The following is a 24,922-nucleotide window of genomic DNA, read 5'->3' on the forward strand; positions in this document are numbered from 1 at the left end:
TTTTTTTTTGATTAAGAGGATTTGTTTTTTTGATATAAAACGAAGTTAATAGCTATTTATAATATTTAATTAATCTCTTTATAAGTGTCTTACATCAACTAATAAGCGAATTTATAAGGAAAAATAGTAGGAAACAAATTTAACGAAGTATGCTTATGGCCTAATATTAACCGATGTTGTGCATATTTTATCATTTTATAAAAAAATGAATAAAAATGGATTTTAATCTATTATAAATATGTGTATTAAATTGGGGGGAGTTAAACCAGTTTAAATTTAATATGAAAAAAAGTACTATTATTTACTTCTTTTTATTCCAATTTGTAGCTTTTAATATTTTATGAAAAATTTCAGTATTTTCATAAATACCCGAAAAATCCTCTGAACCTGGTCCATAAGCAAATACAGGAATTAAAGTTGCGGAATGTCCTCCAGTAGAAAATGTACCAGTAATCTCATTATAGTCGCTATAAGTTTCACCTTTTTCATTTTTCTTTTTGGTTGAAGCTAGAGTAAAACCACCAGTTTCGTGGTCTGCAGTTACAATTACTAATGTATTACCATCTTTTTCTGCAAAATCTAATGCCTTTCCAATAGCATCATCAAAATCTATCAATTCAGAAATTAGGTAATCTGCGTCGTTATTATGGCCACCCCAATCTATTTGAGAACCTTCAACCATTAAGAAAAAGTTAGTTTTCTCTGCATCTTTATTTAAAAATTGTATTCCTAACTCTGTTGCTTTAGGTAAATAATCTCCACGCCCTTTTGCAGTTGGGGGCATTTGATTATCGGCTAATAAATACGCCATTTTAGAATTTCCTTTAATTTCTGAAAATTTATCTAGACCATTTGTATTTATGTTAAACCCTTTTGTTTTAATAGCTTCTAACAAGTTTTTTCCGTCTTTTCTATTGTTGAAGAATTTCAAACCACCTCCAGCAATAAAATCTACATCCGAAGCAACTAAATCTGTTGTAATTTCTTCATAGAAATTTCTACTTAAAACATGCGCATAAAAACTTGCAGGTGTTGCATGCTGAATGGATGAGGTTGAAATTAAACCTGTTTTAATATTTTGAAGAGATGCAATCTCTACAATTGTCTTAACTTTTGTAGAATCGTCTGCAACACCAATTGCGCCATTATACGTTTTTACTCCAGCAGAAAAAGCAGTTGCACCAGCAGCAGAATCTGTAATGTCTTGTCTGGAAGAAGAAGTTTTAATAAGCCCAATCGTATTAAAACGAGCGTAATTTGGTTTAGAATCTTTATAAAAAAATGCTGAAGATATTTGCGATAAACCTGTACCATCTGCAATTAATAAAATAACATTTTTAGGTTTTTTAGTTGCTGTCTCATTAACTTTAATTGACTTACAAGAGAATAAAATAGTTAATAGCGATAAGAAAAAAATACTTTTTAGTTTCATGGTGGTTTGTTTTATAATCAACAATAATTTATGGTGCTAATTTAGTGGAGTACAAGTTTACATACAAATTAGTTCAAACTGGATTTTATCATTCGGTTATTTCCAAAAAGGTCTTTTTTTAGCTCAATATCTATAAAACCTTTGTCTTTTAACATTTTTACAGTTTCTTTTCCTAAATATTGGTTGATTTCAAAAAATAATAATCCGTTTTTAGAGAGGTGTTGTTTTGCTAAATCTGCTATTTTTTTATAGAAAATTAATGGGTTTTCATCATCAACAAAAAGTGCAAGATGAGGCTCGTTTTCTAAAACATTATTGTTGATTTCTGCTTTTTCTAATTCACGAACATAGGGTGGGTTAGAAACAATAATATCGTATTGTTGAGGTAATTTTACAGCTTGTAAAATATCTAATTCAAAAAAATCAACTTCAACTTTATTTAAAATAGCATTTTGTTTCGCAATTTTTAAAGCTTCCGAAGATATATCAATCGCAGAAATTGCTACATTTTGTAAATTTTTAGCCAAAGAAATAGGAATACAACCAGTTCCTGTTCCAATATCTAAAATAGAAAGAGTATTGTTTTCGTTTTTAGTCGAAGTACAACTTTGAATTTTAAGTTTTAAATCTTGAACACAAAGAAGAATCCACTCCACTAATTCCTCTGTTTCTGGTCTTGGAATTAGCGTATTTCCATCAACATAAAAAGGCAAACCGTAAAATTCTGTTTTCCCAAAAATATATTGAATAGGTTCTTCGTTTTTTAATCTCTCAATAATTGTTTTAATTTCTGCAAAAATAGTATCATCAATTTTAAAATCGGGTTTTAAAACGGTATCAATTCTTTGTAGGCTTAGTTTTTCTTCAATAATAATTGAGAAAAAGGAATCTTTTTCTGTGTTGGGATACATAGAAGAAAGCTCTTCAGAAAAATAGATTTTAAATTCTTTAAGCGTCATAAGTTTTATAATAATGGACTAAAAAAACGACACAAACGTTCTAACGTTTTTTGAGTTTTAGAACGGTTTAAGAAAGTTTCTAAATCAATTTTATTGGCTAATTTTTTACGTTTGTCAAACTCTTCTCTGATTTCTGAAGTTACTTTTTTATCAAAAATAATAGCATTTAATTCATAGTTATGCTCAAAACTTCTGCAATCGAAATTTGTAGAACCTACAGAAGAAATTTCATCATCAATAAAAATGACTTTACTATGCGAAAAATCGTCTCTTAAATAGATGTTTACACCGGCTTTTATTAAATCTTCGAAATAAGAATACATACTATAAGTTGCAGTTTTAGAATCACCTTTTTTGGGTAATAATAAAGTGACTTCAACACCACTTAATGCAGCTATTTTAAAAGCTTCTAAAATTGAAAACGTAGGAATAAAATACGGATTCATTACACAAATACTTTTCTCTGCCAAGTTTATAAAACTAAGATATTGTTGCATTACCACAGATTGGTCGTAATCTGGTCCACTGGAAACAATATGTATTTTAGTATCTGATTCTATGGAACAAGATTCCATATATTCCGCTTTTTTACTTAAATCTTCTTCTGTTGCATAAAAATAATCTTTCATAAAAGATTTGTGCAAACTGCAAACTGCATCTCCTTCAATTTTTATATGTGCATCTTGCCAAATACCTAAAGGCGTATCTTCTGTTATATATTCGTCAGAAATATTTACACCTCCAGTAAACCCAATATTATTATCGATTACAGCGATTTTTCTATGATTTCTAAAATTTAAAGTAAATAAAAACGTTCCGAATTTTAAAGCCATTTCTGGGTAAATATGGCAACCAGCATCTTTCAATTCCTTTCTTACACTTTTACTTAAATAATAACTTCCAATTGCATCATATAAAATTCTTACTTCGACCTTTTCTTTTCTTTTTTGAAGTAGTAATTCTTTAATATCTGCAAAAATTTCTCCATTTTCGATGATGTAATATTGTAAATGAATAAAGTGTTTTGCGTTTTTAATTGCTTCAGAAAGTGATTCAAATGTCTCTTTTCCGTTTTTTAAAACGGTTACTTTATTCTTTGTGTCTAAAGGAATATTGGTGTTGTTATAAATTAAAGAAGATATTTTCTTTGCTTTTACAGAATCTAACACCTCTAAATGTCTTTCTTTTTTATCTTCGAAAGATTTTTTAATATAATTCTTACGTTTTTTGGTTTCTTTCAGTTCAAAAAATTTTAATTTTCTTCTGTTAATGCCAAACATCGTAAATGCAAAAACACCTATAAAGGGAAAGAAGAAAGTAATTAAAATCCAACTTAAAGATTTGGAAGGTTTTACGCCAAAATATAGAATATTGTAAAATGCCCAACCAAATAAAAGTAAATGAACTGCCAAAAGAACGTAATAAATAGTCATATTTTTTCTTTAAATTTTCTTAAGCATCCATACATTACACGAATAATGGCCAGTATTTCCCATTGGCTTTTCCAAATTTACAAAACCATTTCTTTTGTACAATTTAGTAGCGGCTTCCATATATGGCATGGTCTCTAGATAACAGCTTTCGAAACCTTTTTCTTTTGCGTTTTCTAAACATTTTGTAATTAATTTGCTTCCTAAACCAATACCTCTTGCAATGGGTAGAAAATACATTTTTTGAAGCTCACAAATATTTTCTTCACTATTATCTAATTGTGCAACTCCTGCTCCACCAACAACTTTATTATTGTGTTCGACTACGAAATAAGCACTTTTTTCTTTTTGGAAATTCTCGAACATATTATCGGTTGCTTTATCTTCGTAAGCAGTGCCAATTTTTGGAGCACCCATTTCTAAAATAGCACTTCTAATAACAGTGGCAAGTTGTGGGTTGTCTGTGGGTTTAATTTCTCTGATGAGAAAATCTTCAATTGTCATTTATTACCTTATTTTTGCAAGAGCAAGTTACCTATTTTTTTAGAATTTTAAGATGAAAAAACTACTATATTTTATAAGTTTAATTCTTTTATTAGTTGGATGTTCAGTAAAAAAAGAACCCATTTTTATAAAAGTTGATAATGTGAAAATTCTCAGTTTTGCTGGAGATACTATAAAGTTAAAAGCAGATGCTTTTTTTGAAAACCCTAACGATGTTAGTGGTAAAATTACAACCGAAGATATTAAGATTTTGGTTAATGAAGTTGAGGTGGCAGAAGTTTTTTCTGAGGAATTTAAAGTGCCAGCAAGAAATGAATTTTCAATTCCGTTAATGGCACATATTCCAACAAAAAACCTTTTAAATACAGGTAAAGGTGGTGCTTTAGGTGGTTTGTTAAATTCTTTAATTTCTAATAAAGTAAATGTAAGAATTAAAGGGAAATTAGAGTATATCGTTTTTGGGTTTACCAAAGAGTTTTTAATTGATAAAAAGCAAGAAATTAAATTTTAAACTGAATTTGTTTCAGTTTTTACTACAGTAAATTATATGGGCCACGAATTTTACATAAAACGTTGTTTGCAAATCGCCAAAAACGGAATTGGAACATCTCGTCCAAATCCTTCTGTTGGTGCTGTAATTGTTTTAAAGGATAAAATTATTGGAGAAGGTTTTACTTCTAGTTATGGAGGAAATCACGCAGAAGTAAATGCAATTAATTCCGTTAAAAACAAAAAGCTCTTAGAAAAAGCAATCATTTATGTGACTTTGGAACCTTGTTCGCATTTTGGAAAAACTCCACCTTGTGCAGATTTGTTGGTAAAATGGAATTTAAAACAAGTAGTAATTGGTTGTGTTGACTCAAATAGTTTGGTTTCAGGAAAAGGAATTTTCCGTTTACAAAAAGCAGGAATTAATGTAGTTGTTGGTGTTTTAGAAGAGGAGTGTAGAGCACATCACAAAAGATTTTTTACGGTTCAAGAAAAAAAGCGACCTTATATTATATTAAAATGGGCAGAAACGAAAGATGGTTTTGTTGCTCCAGAAACTAAGAACGAACAAAAACCTGTTTGGATTTCCAACAAATACTCTCAACAATTAGTCCATAAATTACGCAGTAAAGAACAGGCAATTTTAGTGGGCACAAATACAGTTTTGGCAGACAACCCAAAATTAAATGTTAGAAGTTGGTTTGGAGAAAATCCGATTCGAATTGTATTGGATAGGGAGTTAAGAATTCCCGAAAATGTGAATATTTTAGATGGAAGCGTAAAAACGATTGTTATTTGTAATGGAGGAAGTTTAAAGCGTGAAAATGGAAGAAAAAACATCTTTTTCGAAGAAATTAATTTCTCTAAAAACGTTGCTGAACAAATTTGTAAAGTACTCCAAAAGCACGACATTCAATCTTTAATTGTAGAAGGTGGTACCCAAACTTTACAAACATTTATTGATGAAAATTTATGGGACGAAGCCATGGTTTTTATTGGTGATAACAATTTCGGAAAAGGAATAAAAGCACCAAAGTTAAAAGGAAATAAAGTAAGCGAACAAAACATTAAAAACGATGTTTTAAAAATATATAAGAATGATTAAAAACATCATCTTCGATTTTGGAGATATTTTTATCAATTTAGATAAAATGGCGACTTTTAAAGCGATGGCTGAATTAGGGGTTTCAAATATTACAGAGGAAATGATGCAGATTTATCATCAATATGAAAAAGGGTTCATGTCCACTGAAGATTTTATAAAGTTTTTTCATAATAAATTTAATATCCCAAAAACCGATTTAGTAAATGCTTGGAATGCTGTTTTATTGGATTTTCCAAAAGAGAGATTGTCGTTTTTACAAGAATTATCTGCTAGCAAAAAATATCGATTATTTTTATTGAGTAACACCAACGATTTACATATAAAATGGGTTCAAAATAGTTTGGGAGTACAATTTTATAATGATTTTAAAAATGCTTTTGAGCAGTTTTATTTATCACACGAAATTAACTTTAGAAAGCCAGACACCAATATTTACGAGTTTGTTTTAAATGAAAATTCCTTAAAAGCAGAAGAAACCTTGTTTGTAGACGATTTGGAAGAAAACACAAATTCTGCAAGTCAATTAGGAATTCATACTTGGAATTTAACTCCAGGTGTGGATGATGTTACTGAGCTTTTCGAGAAAAATAAGCAACTATTATAATGTATTTATTACTCAGCATACTTTTTTCGACAGGTTTATTTGTTATTTTTAAATATTTTGGTATTTATAAAGTGGACGTTTTAAAAGCAATATTTGTTAATTATATTGTTGCTTTTTCCATGGGTTTCTTATTAGCAGAAAGAAAAATACCAATTACAGAAATTTATTTAGAACCTTGGTTTTCTGGTGCCTTGGTTTTAGGTGCTTTATTTATTGTAATTTTTTTTGTGATGGCAATGACTGCTCAGAAAAACGGAGTTTCAGTAACTTCTATTGCAGGGAAAATGTCTGTGGTTGTTCCTGTATTTTTTGGAATTATTTTATATAATGAGTCTGTTACTTTTTTAAAAATAGCAGGAATAATTATTGCTTTAGTGGCAGTTTATTTATCTTCTGTAAAAGAAGAAAAGTCAAATAAAAATGGAACTTTGTTATTCCCAATCTTGTTATTTATTGGATCTGGAACCATTGATACTTTGTTAAAATATATTCAAACAAATCATGTTGCAGACCAAGATATTTCTATTTTTTCTGGAAGTTTATTTGGAATCGCAGCTTTCTTTGGTTTTCTAATTTTAACTTTTAAAGGCATAAAAAAAAGAGAACCTTTTGGGATGAAAAATATAGTGGCAGGAATTGTTTTGGGAGTTCCAAATTATTTTTCAATTATATTTTTAATAAAAGCTTTGCAAGATAAAAACTTCGAAAGTTCTGTGTTGTTTACAGTTAATAATGTAGGAATTGTAATTTTATCAACTTTAGTAGGTTTGTTTATATTTAAAGAAAAATTCAGCTTTAAAAATAAAATAGGAGTTGCACTTGCTGTTTTGGGAATTGTTTTGGTGACTGTTGCTTAGTGCTTCAAAGTTCAAGTTAAACTGGTTAAACGACTATCTATATTTATAAATCTTATTATTTTTAAGAATTCACGTAATTAAAATGAAAGAAGACGCATATAAAACTATCGAAAAACCATCTGAAGAAACCCTTTTTAAAGAAAAAGGAAGTAAGTTTTTTGGCTATGCCTTTCCTGTTTTTACAGAAGATGATGTAAAAGAATGCATAGAAGAATTAAAGAAAAAACACCATTCTGCTCGTCATTTTTGTTATGCGTACCAAATAGGAATCGAGAAAATACAATATAGAGCAAATGACGATGGCGAACCCAATAATTCTGCAGGTTTGCCTATTTATGGACAAATTCAATCTTTTGAAGTCACTAATATTTTAATTGTTTCTGTACGTTATTTTGGCGGAACAAAGTTGGGAGTTGGTGGTTTGATTTCAGCATATAAAACTTCTGCGCAATTTGCTTTAGAAGCTTCAGAAATTGTAGAAAAAACAATTGACGTCCATTATCAATTAAAATTCAATTACGATTTAATGAATCCTGTAATGAGAATTGTCAAAGAGAAAAATATTGATATTATCAATCAGAAATTAGAAATGGATTGTGAATACACAATTTCTGTAAGAAAAAATGATGCAGAAGCGATTTTCAATATTTTTGACAATCTATATAAAGTGGAAGTGAAGGAGTTGGAGTAAAGCTTGTGTAATTACTATTTTATATAGAGATATTTTCTAAAACCCCAAACTTTCTAATAAATAATCAGGGCATCTTGTTGGTTTCATCGTTTTAGAATTTATAAAAGCCAAAACCGAGTTTCCTGTACAAACAATTTCATCATTTTGGTTTTTAATTTCATAATCAAATTCAATCTTAACCATTGGCTTTTTTTTAAGGAAAGTTGTAATTGTTAAAACATCGTCATACAATGCAGATTTTATAAAATTACATTTTAATGAAATAACTGGTAGCATTATTCCACTGTTTTCCATATATTTGTATGTAACTCCTAGATTACGAAGCCATTCCGTTCTTCCTAATTCGAAAAATTGAGCATAATTTCCGTGATAAACCACGCCCATTTGATCTGTTTCCGAATAACGAACTCTGGTTTTTGTTGATGAATTTTTCAATACTTTTAGACAATTAAGTTTTGAGCATTTTACGTAAAAAATAATTAATAATCAATAGCATTTTGATTTTTTTATACTGAATTTTATTCACACTTTTGTAAAGCCTTAGAAAAAGGGGGATTTCTACCCTTTTAAATAATTATTAATTAAAGAAACTACTTTACCTAGAATGACTGTAAATGCTGACTCTGTTTGGAACGAATGCTTATCTTTTATAAAAGATAATATAAAACCTCAGGCGTACAAGACATGGTTCGAACCTATAAAACCGGTGAAACTATCTGGAGAAGCATTAACCATACAAGTTCCTAGTAAATTTTTTTATGAATGGTTAGAAGAGCATTACATTAAATTATTGCGTGTTGCATTAGTTAGGCAGTTAGGAAACGATGCAAAACTAATTTACGATGTAAAAATGGAAAATAACTATAGCAGTAATAGACCGCAAATAGTTAAAATTCCTAGTTCTAATAGAGATCCATTAAAACCTCAAAAAGTTACAGTTCCTTTAGAATCTAATAAACGAGAATTAAGAAATCCATTTGTAATTCCAGGTTTACAGAAAGTAAAAATAGAATCTCAACTAAATCCTAATTACAACTTTGTTAATTTTATTGAAGGAGATTCTAATAGATTAGCACGTTCTGCAGGAATGGCAGTTGCCAACAAACCTGGAGGAACATCTTTTAATCCATTATTAATTTATGGTGGAGTTGGTTTAGGAAAAACGCATTTATCGCACGCAATTGGTGTAGATATTAAAGACAAATATCCAGACAAAACTGTTTTATATATTTCTTCGGAAAAATTTACACAACAATTTATAGATTCTGTAAAGTCGAACACCAGAAACGATTTTATTCATTTCTATCAAATGATAGATGTTTTAATTATCGATGATGTTCAGTTTTTATCAGGTAAAGCAGGTACACAAGATGTATTCTTCCATATTTTTAACCATTTACACCAAAATGGAAAGCAAGTAATTTTAACTTCAGACAAAGCACCTGTAGATATGCAAGATATCGAACAGCGTTTGTTATCTCGTTTTAAATGGGGATTGTCTGCAGAATTACAAGCACCAGATTACGAAACAAGAATTTCTATCTTACAAAATAAATTGTATAGAGATGGTGTGGAAATGCCAGAAGAAATTGTAGAATATATTGCCAAGAACATTAAATCGAATGTTAGAGAATTAGAAGGCGTAATTATTTCGATGATTGCCCAAGCTTCTTTTAACAGAAGAGAATTCTCTTTAGAATTGGCAAAACAAATTGTAGATAAATTTGTAAAAAATACTAAAAAAGAAGTTTCTATAGATTACATTCAAAAAGAAGTATCTAAATATTTCGATATGGATGTTGCTACTTTGCAATCGAAAACACGTAAACGTCATATTGTGCAAGCAAGACAGTTAGCAATGTTTTTTGCAAAAAGATTAACCAAAACTTCATTGGCAAGTATTGGAAATCAAATTGGGCAAAGAGATCATGCAACTGTTTTGCATGCTTGTAAAACTGTGGATAATCTAACAGAAACGGATAAACAATTTAGAAAATACGTAGACGACTTAACTAAGAAGTTAACGTTCTAAATTTCGATTTTAAAAATCAATTTTTTTAATTTTATTTTAATGAAAAAAGTACTTATGGTTTGCTTAGGGAACATTTGTCGTTCGCCATTAGCACAAGGTATTTTGCAGTCTAAAGTAAATTCAGAGGCAATTTTTGTAGATTCTGCTGGAACAGCAGCTTATCATGTTGGCAATCTTGCAGATGAACGTTCTATAGATGTTGCACATAAATATGGAATAGATATTACAAACCAAAGAGCTAGAAAATTTGTAGTAAAAGATTTCGATACTTTTGATGTTATTTATGCAATGGATGCTAGTAATTACGATAATATTCTCTCATTAGCAAGAAATAACGAAGATGAGCAAAAAGTAAAAATGATATTAAACGAATTGCAACCAAACGAAAATAATTCAGTTCCAGATCCATATTATGGAGGAAACCAAGGTTTCGAAAATGTTTTTAAAATGTTAAACGAAGCTTGTGAAATTATAGCTAAAAAATATTACATTTAATTTTTAATCATATTTTTCAGTTTAAATCTAGGTTAAAACATTTTTTATTTCTGTAAATTCGTGAAATCGTAATTCAAAACAACACCCCCAAAAACTACAATAATGATTGGTAAACTCTATTTAATTCCCACAACTTTAGGAGATACAGCAGAGCCTTTAGAGGTAATGCCATTATCTGTAAAAAAAGTAATCGAACAAATAGATTTTTATATTGTAGAAAACGAAAAATCTGCAAGAAGATTTATTAAAAAAATTTCTCCGAAAAAATCGCAACCAAGTTTACATATTATGTTGTTAGATAAATATGCAGAGGAATTAGAAACAACTAAATATTTAGATGTTTGTAAAGAGGGTATAAATGTTGGTTTACTTTCGGAAGCAGGAGTTCCTGCAATTGCAGATCCTGGAGCAAGTATTGTAAAATTGGCGCACGAAAATAACATTCAAGTTGTTCCTTTAGTAGGACCTTCTTCAATACTAATGGCGATGATGAGTTCTGGTATGAATGGGCAAAATTTTGCTTTTAACGGATATATTCCTATTGATAAAGGCGAAAGAAAAAGAGTAATAAAAGATTTAGAAAAGCTTTCTAAAGAAAAAAATCAGTCTCAAATATTTATTGAAACACCTTATAGAAACGAGAAAATGTTTGCAGATTTAAAAGCAACATTGGCACCAACTACAAATTTATGCATTGCTGCAGATATTACACTGCCAACAGAATATATAAAAACAATGTCTATTCAAAATTGGAAACGTCACACACCAGATTTGCATAAGAAACCTGCTATTTTTATCATTCAGAAGTAGATTAGTTTGTCATTCCAATGAAAACAGGAATCCCTAGAAAGTATTTAGATAATAAAAATACTTTTATACTCTCGCTTTTTTATCGGCAATAATATTAGAAACATTATACCCTTCGAACTTTTTTAAATAAGATTGTATAGTTGCTCCATAAGCATCTGAAAAACACTCAGTTCCTCCACTTCTTAAGAATTTTTTTACATTTCCAGCGCCACTTAAATGTGCCGCTGCTAAAATTCCAGATTCTGTAATTTTAATACCATTTATGGTTTTTCCAACCGAGCGTTTAATGTCTTTTCTTAAAATCCATTTGTTTACCTTACACAAAGCAACAAATGCTTTTTCTTGTAGTTCAGGGTTATTTAAAAAGTGTTGTGTGTTATAAATTCTAAAACGCTCTAAAGTGGTGCGTCCAAATTGGTATTTTCCTAAATATCCTAAAGTATTAACAACTCTGTATTTTCCTTGCGACTCTTTAAAAGCAACAGCTTCTTTAAACGCCATAAAGTCTTTTGGAAGGTATAGAAGGGAATTATCTATAAGCTTTGGAAAAGCAATTATTCTTGTCTTGGAGATTTCTTTTGTTGAAACCTTTTTATTATCAATAGTTGTTGCACTGATAAAAATTAAAACAATACCGAATAAAATGAATTTATTTTTGATAAAAAATATATTTCTGTTTTGCGAGCGCAAATTTACGACATAAAGTTTAATGTAATGATTATCAATATGTTAAAATTTATTAAAAATACAGATAATGAAATTTAACTTGACCTTTGGTGTTAATTTCTAGAGTTGGAGCAGGTATTTTTATGAAATTAACAACAGAAAAGACCGATTTTAAGAATTTCGAATTTGTATTGATTTTTGTTAAATCTAAGTCTAAACTCAAGTAAAATTGTCTGTAAGGATCTTGTGGGAAAGGGTTTGATGGTTTTGTTTCTCCATATAACATGCCATCTGCACCATAACCAAAAGCAACATTTAACCATTTAGGAAACGAACTTTCCTTGTTAAAAGACCAAATATTCGCAGAAAGCCAATAAGTTTGTCCATTATAATCTTTTAAAGCCTGTTGTAAATAATTTTTGCCTAATGTATTTGGGCGTTGTTTTGCGAATTCAGTTTGATTGAAGGAATATTTTACGGTTATTCGTTGTTCTTTCCAAAGTAATTCTTGACCAATTAATAAACCAGTTCCTGCTGCATTTGCCAAAATATCACCAGCAGAAGCACCCCATTCTTTCGAGAAGCCATCTAAAATTTCTACGGCTGTAAGAAAAGTAAAGCCATAAGTAGCACCGTAAATAAGCTGGTTTTTCTTAGAAACACCAGCCCAATCTAAAACTTCCATTCCTACTTTACCAACATAATAAGAAGTCATAAAATGACCGATTTTGTCCATTTGTTTCCATTCTGCATTATCGTTTGTAAAATGAAAGCTAGAACGTTCGTAGTCTTTATACCAAAGTTCGTTTAATGCCAATAAAGAACCACCAGCCAATAAACTTTCAGTAATAATTACTGTATTTCTTCTTTGTTTATTTAAAGTGTCAGATTTTTTAAAAAAAGAGGAGTTTTGAGAAAACCCGATAATAGAGTAGAAGAGTAATGCAAGGCAAAGACAATACTTTTTAATTTTAAAAATCATGCTGTTAGTTCTCTACTAATTTAAAAATTCTATTATGCTCAAAACCTTTGTCTGTTTTATCTGGCTGAAGTACAAAATTATTTTTTTCTAATAACGCAATTGAAGGTGCATTATCTTTATGAGTAAAAGCTTCAATTGTTTTTAAATCTAAACTTTTAAATCCGAATTTTAAAACTTCTTTTAGAGCTTCACTCATAAAGCCTTTTTGTTGAAATGTTGGTTTTAATTTATAACCAATTTCTGCAAAACTATCTTTTAAGGAAATTCTGTGCAAAACTATACTTCCAATTACTTCGTTTTTATAATGAATCAACCAAAAAATTCGATTCTCTTCTTTATAAAGTTTGTCGCAAATATTTATAAAATCTTTCGCCTCTTCTATATTTTTAACTCTTTTAGTAGCAACAAATTTATTTATTTCTTCACAAGAACGTAAATCGAAAACAGCTTTTGTATCATTAAAATTAGCCTTACGTAATAAAAGTCTTTCTGTTTTTAATTCAGGAAAAATCGTAAAGTTAAATTTCATAATTGAATATTTTAATATGACTGAAAACTGAGACTGAGGACAGCCTACTGAAGACTAACCCTTTTATCTACACTCCAAGCTTGTGGTTTGTCATTAAATAAAACTTTAGTTTTCGCCCAAACAGATTTAAAAAGCTCGGAATTTCTATAATTTTCTAAATCTTGCTCATTTTCCCAATAAGAATAAGTAAAAAAGATTTCAGGATTTGTTTTATCTTGATATAATTCTAATAATTTACAACCACTCGAATTTCTAATAAATTCTTTTTTATGTTCAAAAATAGCTGAAAATTTAGCAATGTATTTTGAGTGAAAACTCATTTTTACAATTCTTACAAACATAAAATTATTTTAAGATAAAGGAGAAAAATCGGGTTTAGAATCATTTATAAATTCAATAATTACTGAATCTCTATATTCTAGACCTAAAAGAGAAGACGCACCACCAACAGTATCTAGATTGCTTCTATAAATTGCAATTTCTAAAAAACCAGCAGTATTAAAAATGGCTAACTTTTGCCCATCAAATTGATGACTTTTATGTGAGTTTTTGCCAGTTATTTCGTTGTATTTTGTAAAAATTGTATTAAAAGAATAACGTCTAGCTGTTGCTTTAAAAGCTCTTCCTTTGCCAATATCATTAAACATTTTTTTACTGATATTCGTAATTACATTTCCATAATTATCAATATAAATAACACCTCCAATAATTTGATTTTGAGCTTGATTTACTTTTGGTTGAATTTCAACCAATTTTTTAAACTCTGTAATTTCTCTACCAATTACAGTTAAATTTCCACCTCTGGCTATAAAACAAGCTACTTGAACAAAAACATCTAAAACAGGAAAACTACTTTCAATTCGATCGTGAATATTTATCTCTACAATTTTTGTTGGATTTATTTCTGAAGCAATCATAGAAATTAAGCCATTATCTGGACAAACAAAAAAATGCCCATCTAATTCTAAGGCAATATGTTTATTGTCTTCACTTAATTCCGAATCTACCCCAATAATATGTATAGTTCCTTTAGGAAAACTTTTATAAGAATTTTTTAAAATATAGGCAGTTTCTGTAATGTTAAAAGGTGTTATTTCGTGAGTTATATCTACGATTTTAGCATCCTCTAATTCAGAATAAATAGCCCCTTTTACAGCACCCACAAAGTGGTCTTTGGTTCCAAAATCTGTAGTTAAAGTAATTAGAGACATTAAAATTAGGCTGTTAATTAATTGTGTAAAAGTTGTTAACTATTTAACGCAAATCTAATCATTTTAGCAATTTTATTCGCTATTTTTAGTTGAAATAAAATTGTTATCAACATATAAAAAATAAACATTTGAACGAACGCATTATAGAATTAACAGAAATTAATCCTGGAGAATTTTTTGGAGCTCAAAATAGCACTATAGAACAGCTTAAAAGGTATTTTCCAAAAATTAAAATTGTAGCACGTGGTTCCAAAATGAAAATTTTTGGAGAATCGGATCTTTTAGATGAATTCGAAATTCGAATCGAAAGATTAATTAAATATTATAATAGATATAATAAGTTAGACGAAAATAGTATTGAACGTATTTTAACTTCTTCTGGAAATGATGAAAAAAATGCAGCTTCAAAAAAAGCGAAAGACGTTTTAGTGCATGGAGTTAGTGGAAGATTGATAAAGCCACAAACTGAAAACCAGCGTAAAATGGTTACGTTAATGGATAAAAATGATATGCTATTTGCAGTTGGACCTGCAGGAACTGGGAAAACCTATACTGCAGTTGCTTTGGCTGTAAAAGCGTTGAAAGAAAAAGAAGTTCGTAGAATTATTTTAACAAGACCAGCTGTAGAATCTGGAGAAAATTTAGGATTTCTACCTGGAGATTTAAAAGAAAAATTAGATCCTTACATGCAACCTTTATATGATGCCTTAAGAGATATGATTCCTCATGAACGTTTAGAATCTCATTTGGAAAAAGGCGTAATTCAAATTGCACCTTTAGCATTTATGCGTGGTAGAACTTTAGACAATGCGTTTGTAATTTTAGATGAAGCTCAAAATACGACTCACAATCAAATGAAAATGTTTTTAACTAGAATGGGTAAAAGCGCTAAGTTTATTATTACTGGAGATCCTGGGCAAATAGACTTACCAAGAAAACAAGTTTCTGGTTTAAAAGAATCTCTATTAGCTTTAAAAGATATCGATGGAATTGCACAAGTTTATTTAGATGATAAAGATGTTGTTAGACATAAATTAGTAAGAAAAATAATATCAGCATATAAAAGTATAGAAACAGAATGATAAAAATCGAAAAAGAGAAATTAGGGTTACAAGATTATTTTTACATCGGTTACTTATACCTAATTATTTTAGGAATTGTTAGTGATGCAATTTTCTATGGCATTTTCGGTGTTTCTTATTTGAATTATACCACAATTTTAGATGCCTTAATTTCCCCTATAAGTTTATTAGCAAATAATTGGATTTTATCTATTGCATTAATATTAATGTTTGGTTTATTGTATTTATACGTAACAAAATGGTCTTTAGTTATTTATAGGAAATTGAAAGTAAAGAAATTGTATCAGAAAATATATAATATCGAAAAAATGGATTTGAGATACAAGCAATTACAAGAGAAAAAAAACTTGTTACCTGGTTTAATGTTTCTTTTTTTTCTATTATTTATTTCTATGAGAACAGGAATGGGAATTGGTATGAAACATAAATTTAAAAGTAAAGAAATTATACCAAATTACACATTAGTTTTTAAAGATAACGAAAGGTTAGATGTTCGAAAAATAGGACAGAATTCTGCTTATTTTTTCTATTTTATTCCTGGCGAAACAGAAATAACTGCAACACCAATTACAGATAATTTAAAGCAAATAAAACGTTTGAAGAAGAACAAAAAATGAGTAAAAAAATAGTTGCAATTTTAGGTTTGTTAGTTTGTTTTATTGGATTTTTTATTCAATTTTTTGAAAGTAGAGAATCTAATTTAATTCCAGAATTTTTAAAAGGAACTGGCTTGTACTTTTTAATTATTGGGGCCTCTTTTTCATACCTATATTCTTTAAAGAGAAATCAAAAAAAAGAAAAGTAAAATCACTATTTTTGCAACAACAAACAACACAACAATTAAAATGAATACAATTAACGAAACGAATTTTAAGTTTCCGAATCAAAAATCTGTTTACAAAGGAAAAGTAAGAGAGGTTTATAATATTAATAACGAACTTTTGGTAATGATTGCCACAGACAGACTGTCTGCTTTCGATGTTATTTTACCAAAACAAATTCCTTTTAAGGGACAAATATTAAACCAGATTGCAACCAAAATGATGAATGATACTGCAGATGTTGTTCCTAATTGGTTAATTGCAAATCCAGATGAGAATGTAGCAGTTGGGCATTTATGTGAACCTTTTAAAGTAGAAATGGTAATTCGTGGTTATTTATCGGGTCATGCAGCTCGTGAGTACAAATTAGGAAAAAGAATTTTGTGTGGCGTTGAAATGCCTGAAGGTTTAAAAGAAAATGACAAATTTCCAAAACCAATAATTACACCATCAACAAAAGCAGAAAATGGAGAACATGATGAAGATATTTCTCGTGAAGACATTTTAGCAAATAAAATTGTATCTGAAGAAGATTATGTAGTTTTAGAAGATTACACAAGAAAGTTGTTTCAAAGAGGAACAGAAATAGCTGCAAAAAGAGGACTTATTTTAGTAGATACTAAATACGAATTCGGAAAAACAAAAGATGGTAAAATTGTTTTAATTGATGAAATTCATACACCAGATTCTTCAAGATATTTTTATGCTGAAGGATATCAAGAAAGACAAAATAAAGGCGAATCTCAAAAACAATTATCGAAAGAATTTGTAAGACAATGGTTAATTGAAAATGGTTTTCAAGGAAAAGACAATCAGCAAATACCTGAAATGTCTGATGAAAAAATTACAGAAATTTCAAATAGATATATAGAATTATACGAACAAATTACTGGAGAAACTTTTGTAAAAGCTTCCACAGAAAATGTCTTAAATAGAATAGAGAAGAATGTAATTTCTTTTTTATCAAACTAAAAACAAACAATAATGATTATAGAACCAAGAACAAGAGGCTTTATCTGTTTAACTTCACATCCAACAGGTTGTGAACAAAACGTAAAAAATCAAATAGAATATGTAAAATCGAAAGGAGAAATTGAAGGCGCTAAAAAAGTGTTGGTAATTGGTTCTTCCACAGGTTTTGGTTTGGCATCTAGAATTACAAGTGCTTTTGGGTCTGATGCAGCAACAATTGGTGTATTTTTCGATAAACCTTCTACAGAAGGAAGACCAGGTTCACCAGGATATTACAATACTGCTGCTTTCGAAAAAGAAGCACATAAAGCAGGTTTATATGCAAAAAGCATCAATGGAGATGCATTTTCTAACGAAATAAAACAACAAGTTGTAGACTTAATCAAAAAAGATTTAGGTCAAGTAGATTTGGTAATTTATAGTTTGGCTTCACCAGTAAGAACGCATCCAGATTCTGGAAAAAGATTTAAGTCTGTTTTAAAACCAATTGGAGAGGTTTTTACAAATAAAACAGTAGATTTTCATACAGGAAATGTGTCGGAAATTTCAATAAATCCTGCAGAAGGAGAAGATATTGAAAACACAGTTACTGTAATGGGAGGAGAAGATTGGAAAATGTGGATGGATGCTTTAAAAGCCGAAAACTTACTTTCTGAAGGCGCAACCACAGTTGCCTATTCTTATATTGGCCCAGATGTTACCAAACCAGTTTACAGAAATGGAACAATTGGTGCAGCAAAAGATCATTTAGAAGCAACTGCATTTGAAATTACTGACGAGTTAAAATCGATAGGTGGAAAAGCATATGTATCCGTAAATAAGGCCTTAGTAACACAAGCAAGCTCTGCAATTCCAGTAATTCCTTTATATATTTCTTTGTTATATAAAGTAATGAAAGAAAAAGGAATTCACGAAGGTTGTATAGAGCAAATTCAGCGTTTGTACAGCGAAAGATTATATACAGGTGAAGAAATTCCTTTAGACGAAAAAGGAAGAATTAGAATCGACGATTGGGAAATGTATGAAGATGTGCAGGAAGAAGTTATGGAACTTTGGAAAACTGCAACTACCGAAAATTTATCAGAAATTGGAGACTTAGAAGGATATAGTAACGATTTTTATAATTTATTCGGTTTTAAAGTTCCTGGAGTAGATTATGATAAAGATGTAAATGAAATGGTAGCAATGCCAAGTGAAAAATAAATAGAATTGACAAAAAAAATAATATTCTTCTTCATTCTTTTTCTTTTTTGTAGAGCACTTTTTGCTCAGGAAAAGAAAGAGAATAAAGTTGTTGTAAAAGTACTCAGTTTTAATATTCTTCATGGAGCAACAACGAATGGAAGTTTCGATTTAGATATTATTGCAAACGTTATTAAAAAAGCAGATGCAGATTTTGTCTCGCTACAAGAAGTAGATTTTAAAACAAATAGAGCCAAAAAGTATGATTTACCAACAGAGTTGGGATATCGTACTAAAATGGCTTCTGTTTTTGGAAGAGCTATGTATTATGATGGAGGAGAATATGGAGAAGGAATTCTCTCTAAATCTTCTTTTTTGTCTACAAGAAATGTAGCTTTACCATATTCAAAAGGTAATGAACCAAGAGCTGCTTTGGAAGTAACAACAGTTTTAAAAACTGGTGATACAATTTCGTTTATTGGAACCCATTTAGATCATTTAAAAGAAGATACAGATAGAGTTTTACAAGCAAAAGCGATTAATAAAGCATTTGCAAACAACAAATATCCAACAATATTATCTGGAGATTTAAATGATACTCCAAATAGTAATGCCATTAATATTTTAGAATCTTATTGGAAAGCTTCATACATGAAGAAAAATACATTATTAACTTTTCCTTCAAACAAACCAGTTGAAAAGATAGATTATGTACTATTTTATCCAAGAAATAAGTGGAAAGTAGTTTTTAGAGAAACAATTTGCGATACAATAGCTTCTGACCATTGTGCATATTTAGTTACTTTAGAATTAGTTAAATAACTTTATGAAAACTGTAACCATAAAACAATTAAAAGACGAAGTTGCTCATAAAACTGCAGATGAGTTAAAAGAGTTGTGTTTGCAATTGGCGAGGTTTAAAAAAGAAAATAAAGAATTATTGGGCTATTTATTATTTGAGTCTCATAATGAAGAAATGTATATAGACTCTATTAAGGAGGAAGTAGATACCTTATTTGAAGAAATAAATACCAAGAATTATTTTTATATTAGAAAAGGTGCTCGAAAAATTTTAACGTTTATAAAAAAACACATTCGTTATTCTAAAAAGAAAGAAACAGAAGTAGAATTATTACTGTATTTCTGTAAGAAAATGAAAGCATTTAGGCCTTCTATAAAAAGAAGCACACGTTTGCAGAGTATTTTTGGAACTCAGGTTAAAATGATTAAAAGAATAATCGACAAATTACACGAAGACCTACAATACGATTATCAATTAGAATTAGACGAATTGTTAGAAAATGACTAAAGAAAGACCAGTTATAAGTGGGTTAATAAATGAAGGAACTTCAGAAATAGAGTTGTTTCAAAATAAAACTTTACGTACCATTATTAAGATGCAACATGTTTTGTTAATCGATTCTTTTAAACATTACCTTCAAAAAAGAAAAATTGATTTTGTTGTTTTATCAGAACAAAAAAAGAGAAGTAGAATTTCGAGTGTTTTTAAAACTGATAATAATTACAAAAACATCAATTTAGGCTTTATTATAGGACATTTTTCCAAAGATGAATTTGATTTCTACACTATTAATTCATCAGAAATTAATAGAAGAATTTTACAAATAATTGCACAAAGAATTAGAGATAGTATTACTGAAATATTATAAAAAAAGTCGCTACATTAAAATGTAACGACTTCTATCAATCAACCAAAATCTTCTTATTTAGAAAATTATACTTTAAAGTATAAAATCACAGCTAGAAGCCAGCTGTTAAACAATTTTTTTACACAACAAATTTAAGATATAAAATTTATTTTTTGTTTAATAAAATGTTAAAATTATTAAACAATAGAAATTAAAATTAAAAATAACCTCAATTGTTTTGAGGTTATTTCTTTTATATTTTGTTTAAAAATTATTTTTTTTCTAAAAGTTGTTTTTGTTTTAATAATTTTTTTTGATAGCTTCCTTGTACTACATCTACAATAATTAAAATTGCCAATACAAAGTAAAAAGTTGTTTTACTCATTGGTACAATTTCGTTCCCAAATAATTTTAAATGTGCTAAATGCCCACCTTCAGTAACCAACATTATCCCAACAATAAAAAGTATAAATAAACCTAAAACTTCGTACATTCTATTTTTAGATAAGAAAACTGAAATTTTATCAGCCATAAAAAGCATTAGTAATCCACTAATTACAATAGCAATAGCCATAATAATAAAAGCAGTAGTCGTATTTTCAATTTCACTTGTTAAACCAATTGCTGCTAAAATAGAATCGAAAGAAAAAACTAAATTCATTAAAACAATACTAAAAATAACTGCTTTAGAAGATTTAGATCCTTTATCGATAGCCATTTCAGAAACTTCAAGTCCTTTAGTAGAAATCATGTGCCAGATTTCTTTAATTGCTGTATATATAATAAAACCACCACCTAATAAAACAATAATACTATGTCCATTAAAAGCGAAACTAACTATATCTTCAACTTTTGCTGTTAAAAATGAAAAAGGTTCTTGAAAATAATCGATAATAGAAACCAATAAAAATAATAAAACAATTCTTAAAATAATGGCGATTAGAATTCCATTTTTTCTAACTTTTTTCTGGTCAACTACTGGGGCTTTTTTAGATTCTAACGAAATGTATAATAAATTATCAAAACCTAAAACGGCTTGTAACATAACTAACATTAAAAGTGTAAATATATTTTCTAACATTTTTTTATTTTTTTATTAATGCCTTCAAAGATATTTGGAATGAATTAGATGTGCAAATAGAAGTCTTTATTAATTCCCTTTTTTAAGGTGTTTTTAAAGTAGGAAGTTTCTGCCTTAGTTTTCAGTTCCAGTTTTCAGTTACTAAACTTTGCTTTTTTTTTGATAAAAAAATAAACATACAAAGCGCAACCATCTGTAAAATCGGTGAAATTTGTGTCAAAAAAACGTATTTAAATAATATCAACTTAAAACAAATACTTAATCAAAATACGAACACTTACAAAAGCAATCAAAATTGCAGTGGCTTTTTTAAGCTGAATAGGAGTAAAATAGGTATTGCTAAGTCTGCTTCCAATTTGTCCGCCAATAAAAACAGTAATTAATAAGATGGAAGTCAGGTTCCAATCAATATAAAAATCTGGATTCGAATATTGCCCCAATAAACCAGCAACTGAATTTACTAAAATAAAAAAACTTGCAGTTGCCGCTATTTTTTTAGGAGTATCCCAATTTGTAAGGTGTAAAAGAGGAGCTAAAAAAATTCCACCACCAATTCCAACCATTCCAGATATAAAACCTATTATTCCACCAAAACTGGCATTTTTTATTAAACTTTGTTTTTTTACCTTTTCTTCTGAAGAAATAATTCTCTTAGAAATCCACATCGTTATTGCTGCAAAAAGAAGCGTAATTCCTAAAAGAATAAAGAAGAATTGCTTACTAATTTCTATAAACCCACCTAAATAAGCCAAAGGAATACTCGTTAAAACAAGTGGAGAAATTTTTTTAAAATCAATTTTTTTTTGTTGATAAAACAAAAACACGTTTCCAAAAACAACAACAATATTACAAAGAAGTGCAGTAGCTCTTATTTGTGTAAATACAACTCCTGTTAGCGCAAAAATCGCTAAATAGCTAGATCCACCACCAAAACCTACAGAAGAATATAATATTGCGACTGTAAAAAAAAGCAGAATAATATACCCATTTGCTAAAATAGTTTCTATAATCATCCGTAAATTTATTCCTAACAAATATAATTTATATAAAGAGAGATGTTTATTTTTTAGAAAAAAAAATCGAATTAGTAAAAAGCCATCAATTCTATGTTTTAAATTATTTATTAAATGAGTTAAGAACTATAATTATAATTAAAGCATAGAAGCATTTAAAATATAGTAAGATAAATAATTATATTGCAAAATATTAACTAAACCAATTATAATATGTCAATTAAAAAAGAGAAAAGATATTGGAAAAAGAATCTAAAGTACTTAGTTATATTATTAACTATTTGGTTTTTAGTTTCATTTGTTTTTGGAATTCTTTTGGTGGACGAATTAAACACGATAAGGTTTGGTGGTTTTAAGCTCGGTTTTTGGTTTGCGCAACAAGGTTCTATTTACGTTTTTGTGATACTCATTTTTGTTTATATAAGATTAATGAATAAGTTAGATAAAGAATTTGGATATAATAATTAATTAAAAAAAAGTATATTATGAGTATTCAAGTTTGGACATGGATTTTAGTAGGAATAACATTTACACTTTACATTGGAATTGCAATTTGGTCGAGAGCAGGTTCTACAAAAGAGTTTTATGTAGCAGGAGGTGGTGTTTCACCATTAGCAAATGGTTTGGCAACTGCTGCAGATTGGATGTCAGCCGCATCTTTTATATCTATGGCTGGTTTAATTTCTTTTAACGGTTATGATGGCTCAGTTTATTTAATGGGCTGGACTGGTGGTTATGTTCTACTAGCATTACTATTAGCACCATATTTAAGGAAATTTGGAAAATTTACAGTTCCAGATTTTATAGGAGATCGCTATTATTCTAATGTCGCAAGAAGTGTAGCTGTATTTTGTGCGCTTTTAGTTTCATTTACCTACGTTGCTGGTCAAATGCGTGGTGTAGGTTTAGTTTTTTCTCGTTTTTTAGAAGTAGATATTAATACAGGTGTAATTATAGGGATGATAATAGTTCTTTTTTATGCAGTTTTAGGAGGAATGAAAGGAATAACTTATACACAAGTTGCACAATATTGTGTGTTGATTTTTGCTTTTATGGTTCCTGCAATTTTTATTTCTATTCAAATGACAGGAAATCCTATTCCACAATTAGGTTTTGGTGGTATGGACGAAAATGGAGTTTATTTATTAGATAAATTAGATGGTTTGCACAAAGAATTAGGTTTTGCAGCATATACATCTGGAAGCAAATCTACCTTAGATGTATTTTTAATTACAGCAGCTTTAATGTTTGGAACAGCTGGTTTACCCCATGTAATTGTACGTTTTTTTACAGTTAAAAAAGTTGCGGATGCAAGAAAGTCTGCAGGGTGGGCATTATTATTAATTGCAGTTTTGTATACAGCAGCTCCAGCAATTTCTGTGTTTTCTAGAACAAATTTAATTGAAACAGTAAGTAATAAAGAATATGCTAATTTACCAGAATGGTTTACAAACTGGGAAAAAACAGGTTTAATTACTTTTGATGATAAAAATAAAGACGGTAAAGTTCAATATTTGGCAGATGTTTCTAAAAATGAGTTAATAGTTGATAAAGATATAATGGTTTTGGCTAACCCAGAAATTGCAGGTTTACCGAATTGGGTAATTGCTTTAGTAGCTGCAGGAGCTTTAGCAGCAGCTTTATCTACAGCAGCAGGTTTGTTATTAGTAATATCTGCATCAGTTTCTCATGATTTAATAAAGAAAATGATTAACCCTAATATTACAGAAAAAGGAGAGTTAATCGCAGCAAGATTAGCGGCAGTAGTTGCAGTTTGTGTTGCAGGTTATTTCGGGATTAATCCACCAGATTTTGTGGCAGCCACAGTAGCTTTAGCTTTTGGTTTAGCAGCAGCTTCTTTTTTTCCAGCAATTATTTTAGGAATTTTTAGTAAAAGAATAAATAAAGAAGGTGCCATAACAGGTATGGTTGTAGGTATCTTATTAATGCTTTTTTATATGATGAAATTCAAATTCGATTGGTTTGGAGGAGGAACAAAAGAAAACTGGTGGTTTGGTGTTTCACCAGAAGGTTTTGGTACAATTGCTATGTTTGCAAACTTTATAATTGCCATCTTAATTTCTAGAATAACACCAGCACCTCCACAAAATGTTCAAGAAATAGTCGAAAATATAAGAATTCCAAGTGGAGCAGGAGAGGCAACACATTAATTAAATCAAAGTATTTTGTTTTTTTGTCGTAGAATTAATGTTGTAGGTAGAAAAAATGATATAGTAATTTTTATTTTTTATAATTTTCAACAACTTAAAAAAGCACTTAAAATTGACCATTTTACCCCCTAAAAAAGAAAAATAAATATATATTT

The 24,922-nt window shown here is 29.1% G+C and carries 30 protein-coding genes; 18 read left to right on the forward strand and 12 right to left on the reverse strand.

The annotated features are described in order from the left end of the window. Positions 1-301 precede the first annotated feature (301 nt). The 4 genes from H9I45_RS15975 to H9I45_RS15990 all read right to left on the reverse strand — a co-directional run bounded on the left by H9I45_RS15975 (position 302) and on the right by H9I45_RS15990 (position 4,325). Positions 302-1,432 (reverse strand): alkaline phosphatase, encoded by a 1,131-nt coding sequence (locus H9I45_RS15975; protein WP_088354129.1) that lies wholly within the window; start codon positions 1,430-1,432, stop codon positions 302-304. 68 nt (positions 1,433-1,500) lie between these two features. Then, the gene (prmC, locus tag H9I45_RS15980) at positions 1,501-2,391 is read right to left on the reverse strand and encodes a peptide chain release factor N(5)-glutamine methyltransferase (protein WP_088354128.1); all 891 of its coding nucleotides are present in this window, start codon (positions 2,389-2,391) and stop codon (positions 1,501-1,503) included. A gap of 5 nt (positions 2,392-2,396) precedes the next feature. Further along, positions 2,397-3,824 carry a cardiolipin synthase gene (cls, locus tag H9I45_RS15985; RefSeq protein ID WP_088354127.1) on the reverse strand — a complete coding sequence of 476 codons (1,428 nt, stop codon included), beginning with the start codon at positions 3,822-3,824 and terminating at the stop codon, positions 2,397-2,399. Positions 3,825-3,833: 9 nt separating this feature from the next. After that, the gene (locus H9I45_RS15990; RefSeq protein WP_088354126.1) at positions 3,834-4,325 is read right to left on the reverse strand and encodes a GNAT family N-acetyltransferase; all 492 of its coding nucleotides are present in this window, start codon (positions 4,323-4,325) and stop codon (positions 3,834-3,836) included. Between the two features lie 52 nt (positions 4,326-4,377). On the opposite strand from H9I45_RS15990, the gene H9I45_RS15995 reads away from it, so the two are divergent. The 5 genes from H9I45_RS15995 (at position 4,378) to H9I45_RS16015 (ending at position 8,071) form a co-directional block, all read left to right on the forward strand. Beyond that, complete coding sequence (locus H9I45_RS15995) at positions 4,378-4,836, forward strand: LEA type 2 family protein (RefSeq protein WP_088354125.1); 459 nt, start codon at positions 4,378-4,380, stop codon at positions 4,834-4,836. A 36-nt stretch (positions 4,837-4,872) separates the two neighbouring features. Continuing rightward, positions 4,873-5,919, forward strand: a complete 1,047-nt coding sequence (gene ribD, locus H9I45_RS16000) for a bifunctional diaminohydroxyphosphoribosylaminopyrimidine deaminase/5-amino-6-(5-phosphoribosylamino)uracil reductase RibD (protein WP_088354124.1) — start codon at positions 4,873-4,875, stop codon at positions 5,917-5,919. Then, positions 5,912-6,523 carry an HAD family hydrolase gene (locus H9I45_RS16005; protein WP_088354123.1) on the forward strand — a complete coding sequence of 204 codons (612 nt, stop codon included), beginning with the start codon at positions 5,912-5,914 and terminating at the stop codon, positions 6,521-6,523. The genes ribD and H9I45_RS16005 overlap by 8 nt, the downstream gene beginning before the upstream one ends. Further along, positions 6,520-7,380, forward strand: coding sequence for an EamA family transporter (locus tag H9I45_RS16010; RefSeq protein WP_088354122.1), 861 nt, complete (start codon positions 6,520-6,522; stop codon positions 7,378-7,380). Before H9I45_RS16005 ends, H9I45_RS16010 begins: the two co-directional genes overlap by 4 nt. Before the next feature lie 82 nt (positions 7,381-7,462). Continuing rightward, on the forward strand, positions 7,463-8,071 hold the full coding sequence (locus H9I45_RS16015) for an IMPACT family protein (protein ID WP_088354121.1): 609 nt from the start codon (positions 7,463-7,465) through the stop codon (positions 8,069-8,071). A 36-nt stretch (positions 8,072-8,107) separates the two neighbouring features. On the opposite strand, the gene H9I45_RS16020 is transcribed toward H9I45_RS16015, so the two are convergent. Further along, positions 8,108-8,506, reverse strand: coding sequence for an acyl-CoA thioesterase (locus H9I45_RS16020; protein ID WP_088354120.1), 399 nt, complete (start codon positions 8,504-8,506; stop codon positions 8,108-8,110). Between the two features lie 169 nt (positions 8,507-8,675). Here H9I45_RS16020 and dnaA point away from each other — a divergent pair, with 169 nt between their 5' ends. From dnaA to H9I45_RS16035, 3 genes are all read left to right on the forward strand, one after another. Further along, on the forward strand, positions 8,676-10,103 hold the full coding sequence (gene dnaA, locus H9I45_RS16025; RefSeq protein WP_088354119.1) for a chromosomal replication initiator protein DnaA: 1,428 nt from the start codon (positions 8,676-8,678) through the stop codon (positions 10,101-10,103). Between the two features lie 39 nt (positions 10,104-10,142). Continuing rightward, positions 10,143-10,598, forward strand: a complete 456-nt coding sequence (locus H9I45_RS16030; RefSeq protein ID WP_088354118.1) for a low molecular weight protein-tyrosine-phosphatase — start codon at positions 10,143-10,145, stop codon at positions 10,596-10,598. Between the two features lie 102 nt (positions 10,599-10,700). Beyond that, positions 10,701-11,408, forward strand: a complete 708-nt coding sequence (locus H9I45_RS16035) for an SAM-dependent methyltransferase (RefSeq protein WP_088354117.1) — start codon at positions 10,701-10,703, stop codon at positions 11,406-11,408. A 63-nt stretch (positions 11,409-11,471) separates the two neighbouring features. Here H9I45_RS16035 and H9I45_RS16040 read toward each other — a convergent pair whose 3' ends face one another. From H9I45_RS16040 to H9I45_RS16060, 5 genes are read right to left on the reverse strand one after another with little or no spacing between them, the layout of a single operon-like run. Further along, entirely contained in the window at positions 11,472-12,098 is a 627-nt protein-coding gene (locus H9I45_RS16040; protein ID WP_088354116.1) for a peptidoglycan-binding protein LysM, read from the reverse strand. Positions 12,099-12,147: 49 nt separating this feature from the next. Further along, a complete protein-coding gene (locus H9I45_RS16045; protein ID WP_088354115.1) occupies positions 12,148-13,056 on the reverse strand; it encodes a DUF2279 domain-containing protein in 909 nt (302 codons plus the stop codon). Between the two features lie 4 nt (positions 13,057-13,060). Further along, on the reverse strand, positions 13,061-13,585 hold the full coding sequence (locus H9I45_RS16050) for a GNAT family N-acetyltransferase (protein WP_088354114.1): 525 nt from the start codon (positions 13,583-13,585) through the stop codon (positions 13,061-13,063). A 44-nt stretch (positions 13,586-13,629) separates the two neighbouring features. After that, positions 13,630-13,926, reverse strand: coding sequence for a putative quinol monooxygenase (locus tag H9I45_RS16055; protein WP_088354113.1), 297 nt, complete (start codon positions 13,924-13,926; stop codon positions 13,630-13,632). A 9-nt stretch (positions 13,927-13,935) separates the two neighbouring features. Further along, entirely contained in the window at positions 13,936-14,796 is an 861-nt protein-coding gene (locus H9I45_RS16060; protein ID WP_088354112.1) for an SAM hydrolase/SAM-dependent halogenase family protein, read from the reverse strand. 128 nt (positions 14,797-14,924) lie between these two features. Between H9I45_RS16060 and H9I45_RS16065 the strand changes: the two genes are divergently transcribed. Genes H9I45_RS16065 through H9I45_RS16100 form a run of 8 tightly spaced genes read left to right on the forward strand, consistent with a single transcriptional unit; the run spans position 14,925 to position 20,523 of the window. Further along, on the forward strand, positions 14,925-15,878 hold the full coding sequence (locus H9I45_RS16065) for a PhoH family protein (protein WP_088354111.1): 954 nt from the start codon (positions 14,925-14,927) through the stop codon (positions 15,876-15,878). Next, positions 15,875-16,495 (forward strand): hypothetical protein, encoded by a 621-nt coding sequence (locus H9I45_RS16070; RefSeq protein WP_088354110.1) that lies wholly within the window; start codon positions 15,875-15,877, stop codon positions 16,493-16,495. Before H9I45_RS16065 ends, H9I45_RS16070 begins: the two co-directional genes overlap by 4 nt. Next, entirely contained in the window at positions 16,492-16,683 is a 192-nt protein-coding gene (locus tag H9I45_RS16075) for a hypothetical protein (protein WP_088354109.1), read from the forward strand. Before H9I45_RS16070 ends, H9I45_RS16075 begins: the two co-directional genes overlap by 4 nt. A gap of 40 nt (positions 16,684-16,723) precedes the next feature. Further along, positions 16,724-17,671 (forward strand): phosphoribosylaminoimidazolesuccinocarboxamide synthase, encoded by a 948-nt coding sequence (locus tag H9I45_RS16080; RefSeq protein WP_088354108.1) that lies wholly within the window; start codon positions 16,724-16,726, stop codon positions 17,669-17,671. A 12-nt stretch (positions 17,672-17,683) separates the two neighbouring features. Next, entirely contained in the window at positions 17,684-18,874 is a 1,191-nt protein-coding gene (gene fabV / locus H9I45_RS16085) for an enoyl-ACP reductase FabV (protein ID WP_088354107.1), read from the forward strand. Between the two features lie 6 nt (positions 18,875-18,880). Beyond that, positions 18,881-19,675: an endonuclease/exonuclease/phosphatase family protein gene (locus H9I45_RS16090; RefSeq protein WP_228454954.1), complete on the forward strand. Its 795-nt coding sequence runs from the start codon at positions 18,881-18,883 to the stop codon at positions 19,673-19,675. 4 nt (positions 19,676-19,679) lie between these two features. Further along, positions 19,680-20,162: a hypothetical protein gene (locus H9I45_RS16095; protein WP_088354106.1), complete on the forward strand. Its 483-nt coding sequence runs from the start codon at positions 19,680-19,682 to the stop codon at positions 20,160-20,162. Then, positions 20,155-20,523, forward strand: coding sequence for a glyoxalase (locus H9I45_RS16100; RefSeq protein WP_088354105.1), 369 nt, complete (start codon positions 20,155-20,157; stop codon positions 20,521-20,523). The genes H9I45_RS16095 and H9I45_RS16100 overlap by 8 nt, the downstream gene beginning before the upstream one ends. 250 nt (positions 20,524-20,773) lie before the next feature. On the opposite strand, the gene H9I45_RS16105 is transcribed toward H9I45_RS16100, so the two are convergent. Next, complete coding sequence (locus H9I45_RS16105) at positions 20,774-21,583, reverse strand: TerC family protein (RefSeq protein ID WP_088354104.1); 810 nt, start codon at positions 21,581-21,583, stop codon at positions 20,774-20,776. A gap of 245 nt (positions 21,584-21,828) precedes the next feature. Continuing rightward, positions 21,829-22,596, reverse strand: a complete 768-nt coding sequence (locus H9I45_RS16110) for a sulfite exporter TauE/SafE family protein (protein WP_228454957.1) — start codon at positions 22,594-22,596, stop codon at positions 21,829-21,831. Between the two features lie 213 nt (positions 22,597-22,809). On the opposite strand from H9I45_RS16110, the gene H9I45_RS16115 reads away from it, so the two are divergent. Beyond that, positions 22,810-23,064 (forward strand): DUF4212 domain-containing protein, encoded by a 255-nt coding sequence (locus H9I45_RS16115; protein ID WP_088354103.1) that lies wholly within the window; start codon positions 22,810-22,812, stop codon positions 23,062-23,064. 17 nt (positions 23,065-23,081) lie between these two features. Further along, positions 23,082-24,767: a sodium:solute symporter family protein gene (locus H9I45_RS16120; protein ID WP_088354102.1), complete on the forward strand. Its 1,686-nt coding sequence runs from the start codon at positions 23,082-23,084 to the stop codon at positions 24,765-24,767. Positions 24,768-24,922 lie beyond the last annotated feature (155 nt).

It is taken from the genome of Polaribacter haliotis (assembly GCF_014784055.1).
GTDB lineage: Bacteria > Bacteroidota > Bacteroidia > Flavobacteriales > Flavobacteriaceae > Polaribacter > Polaribacter haliotis.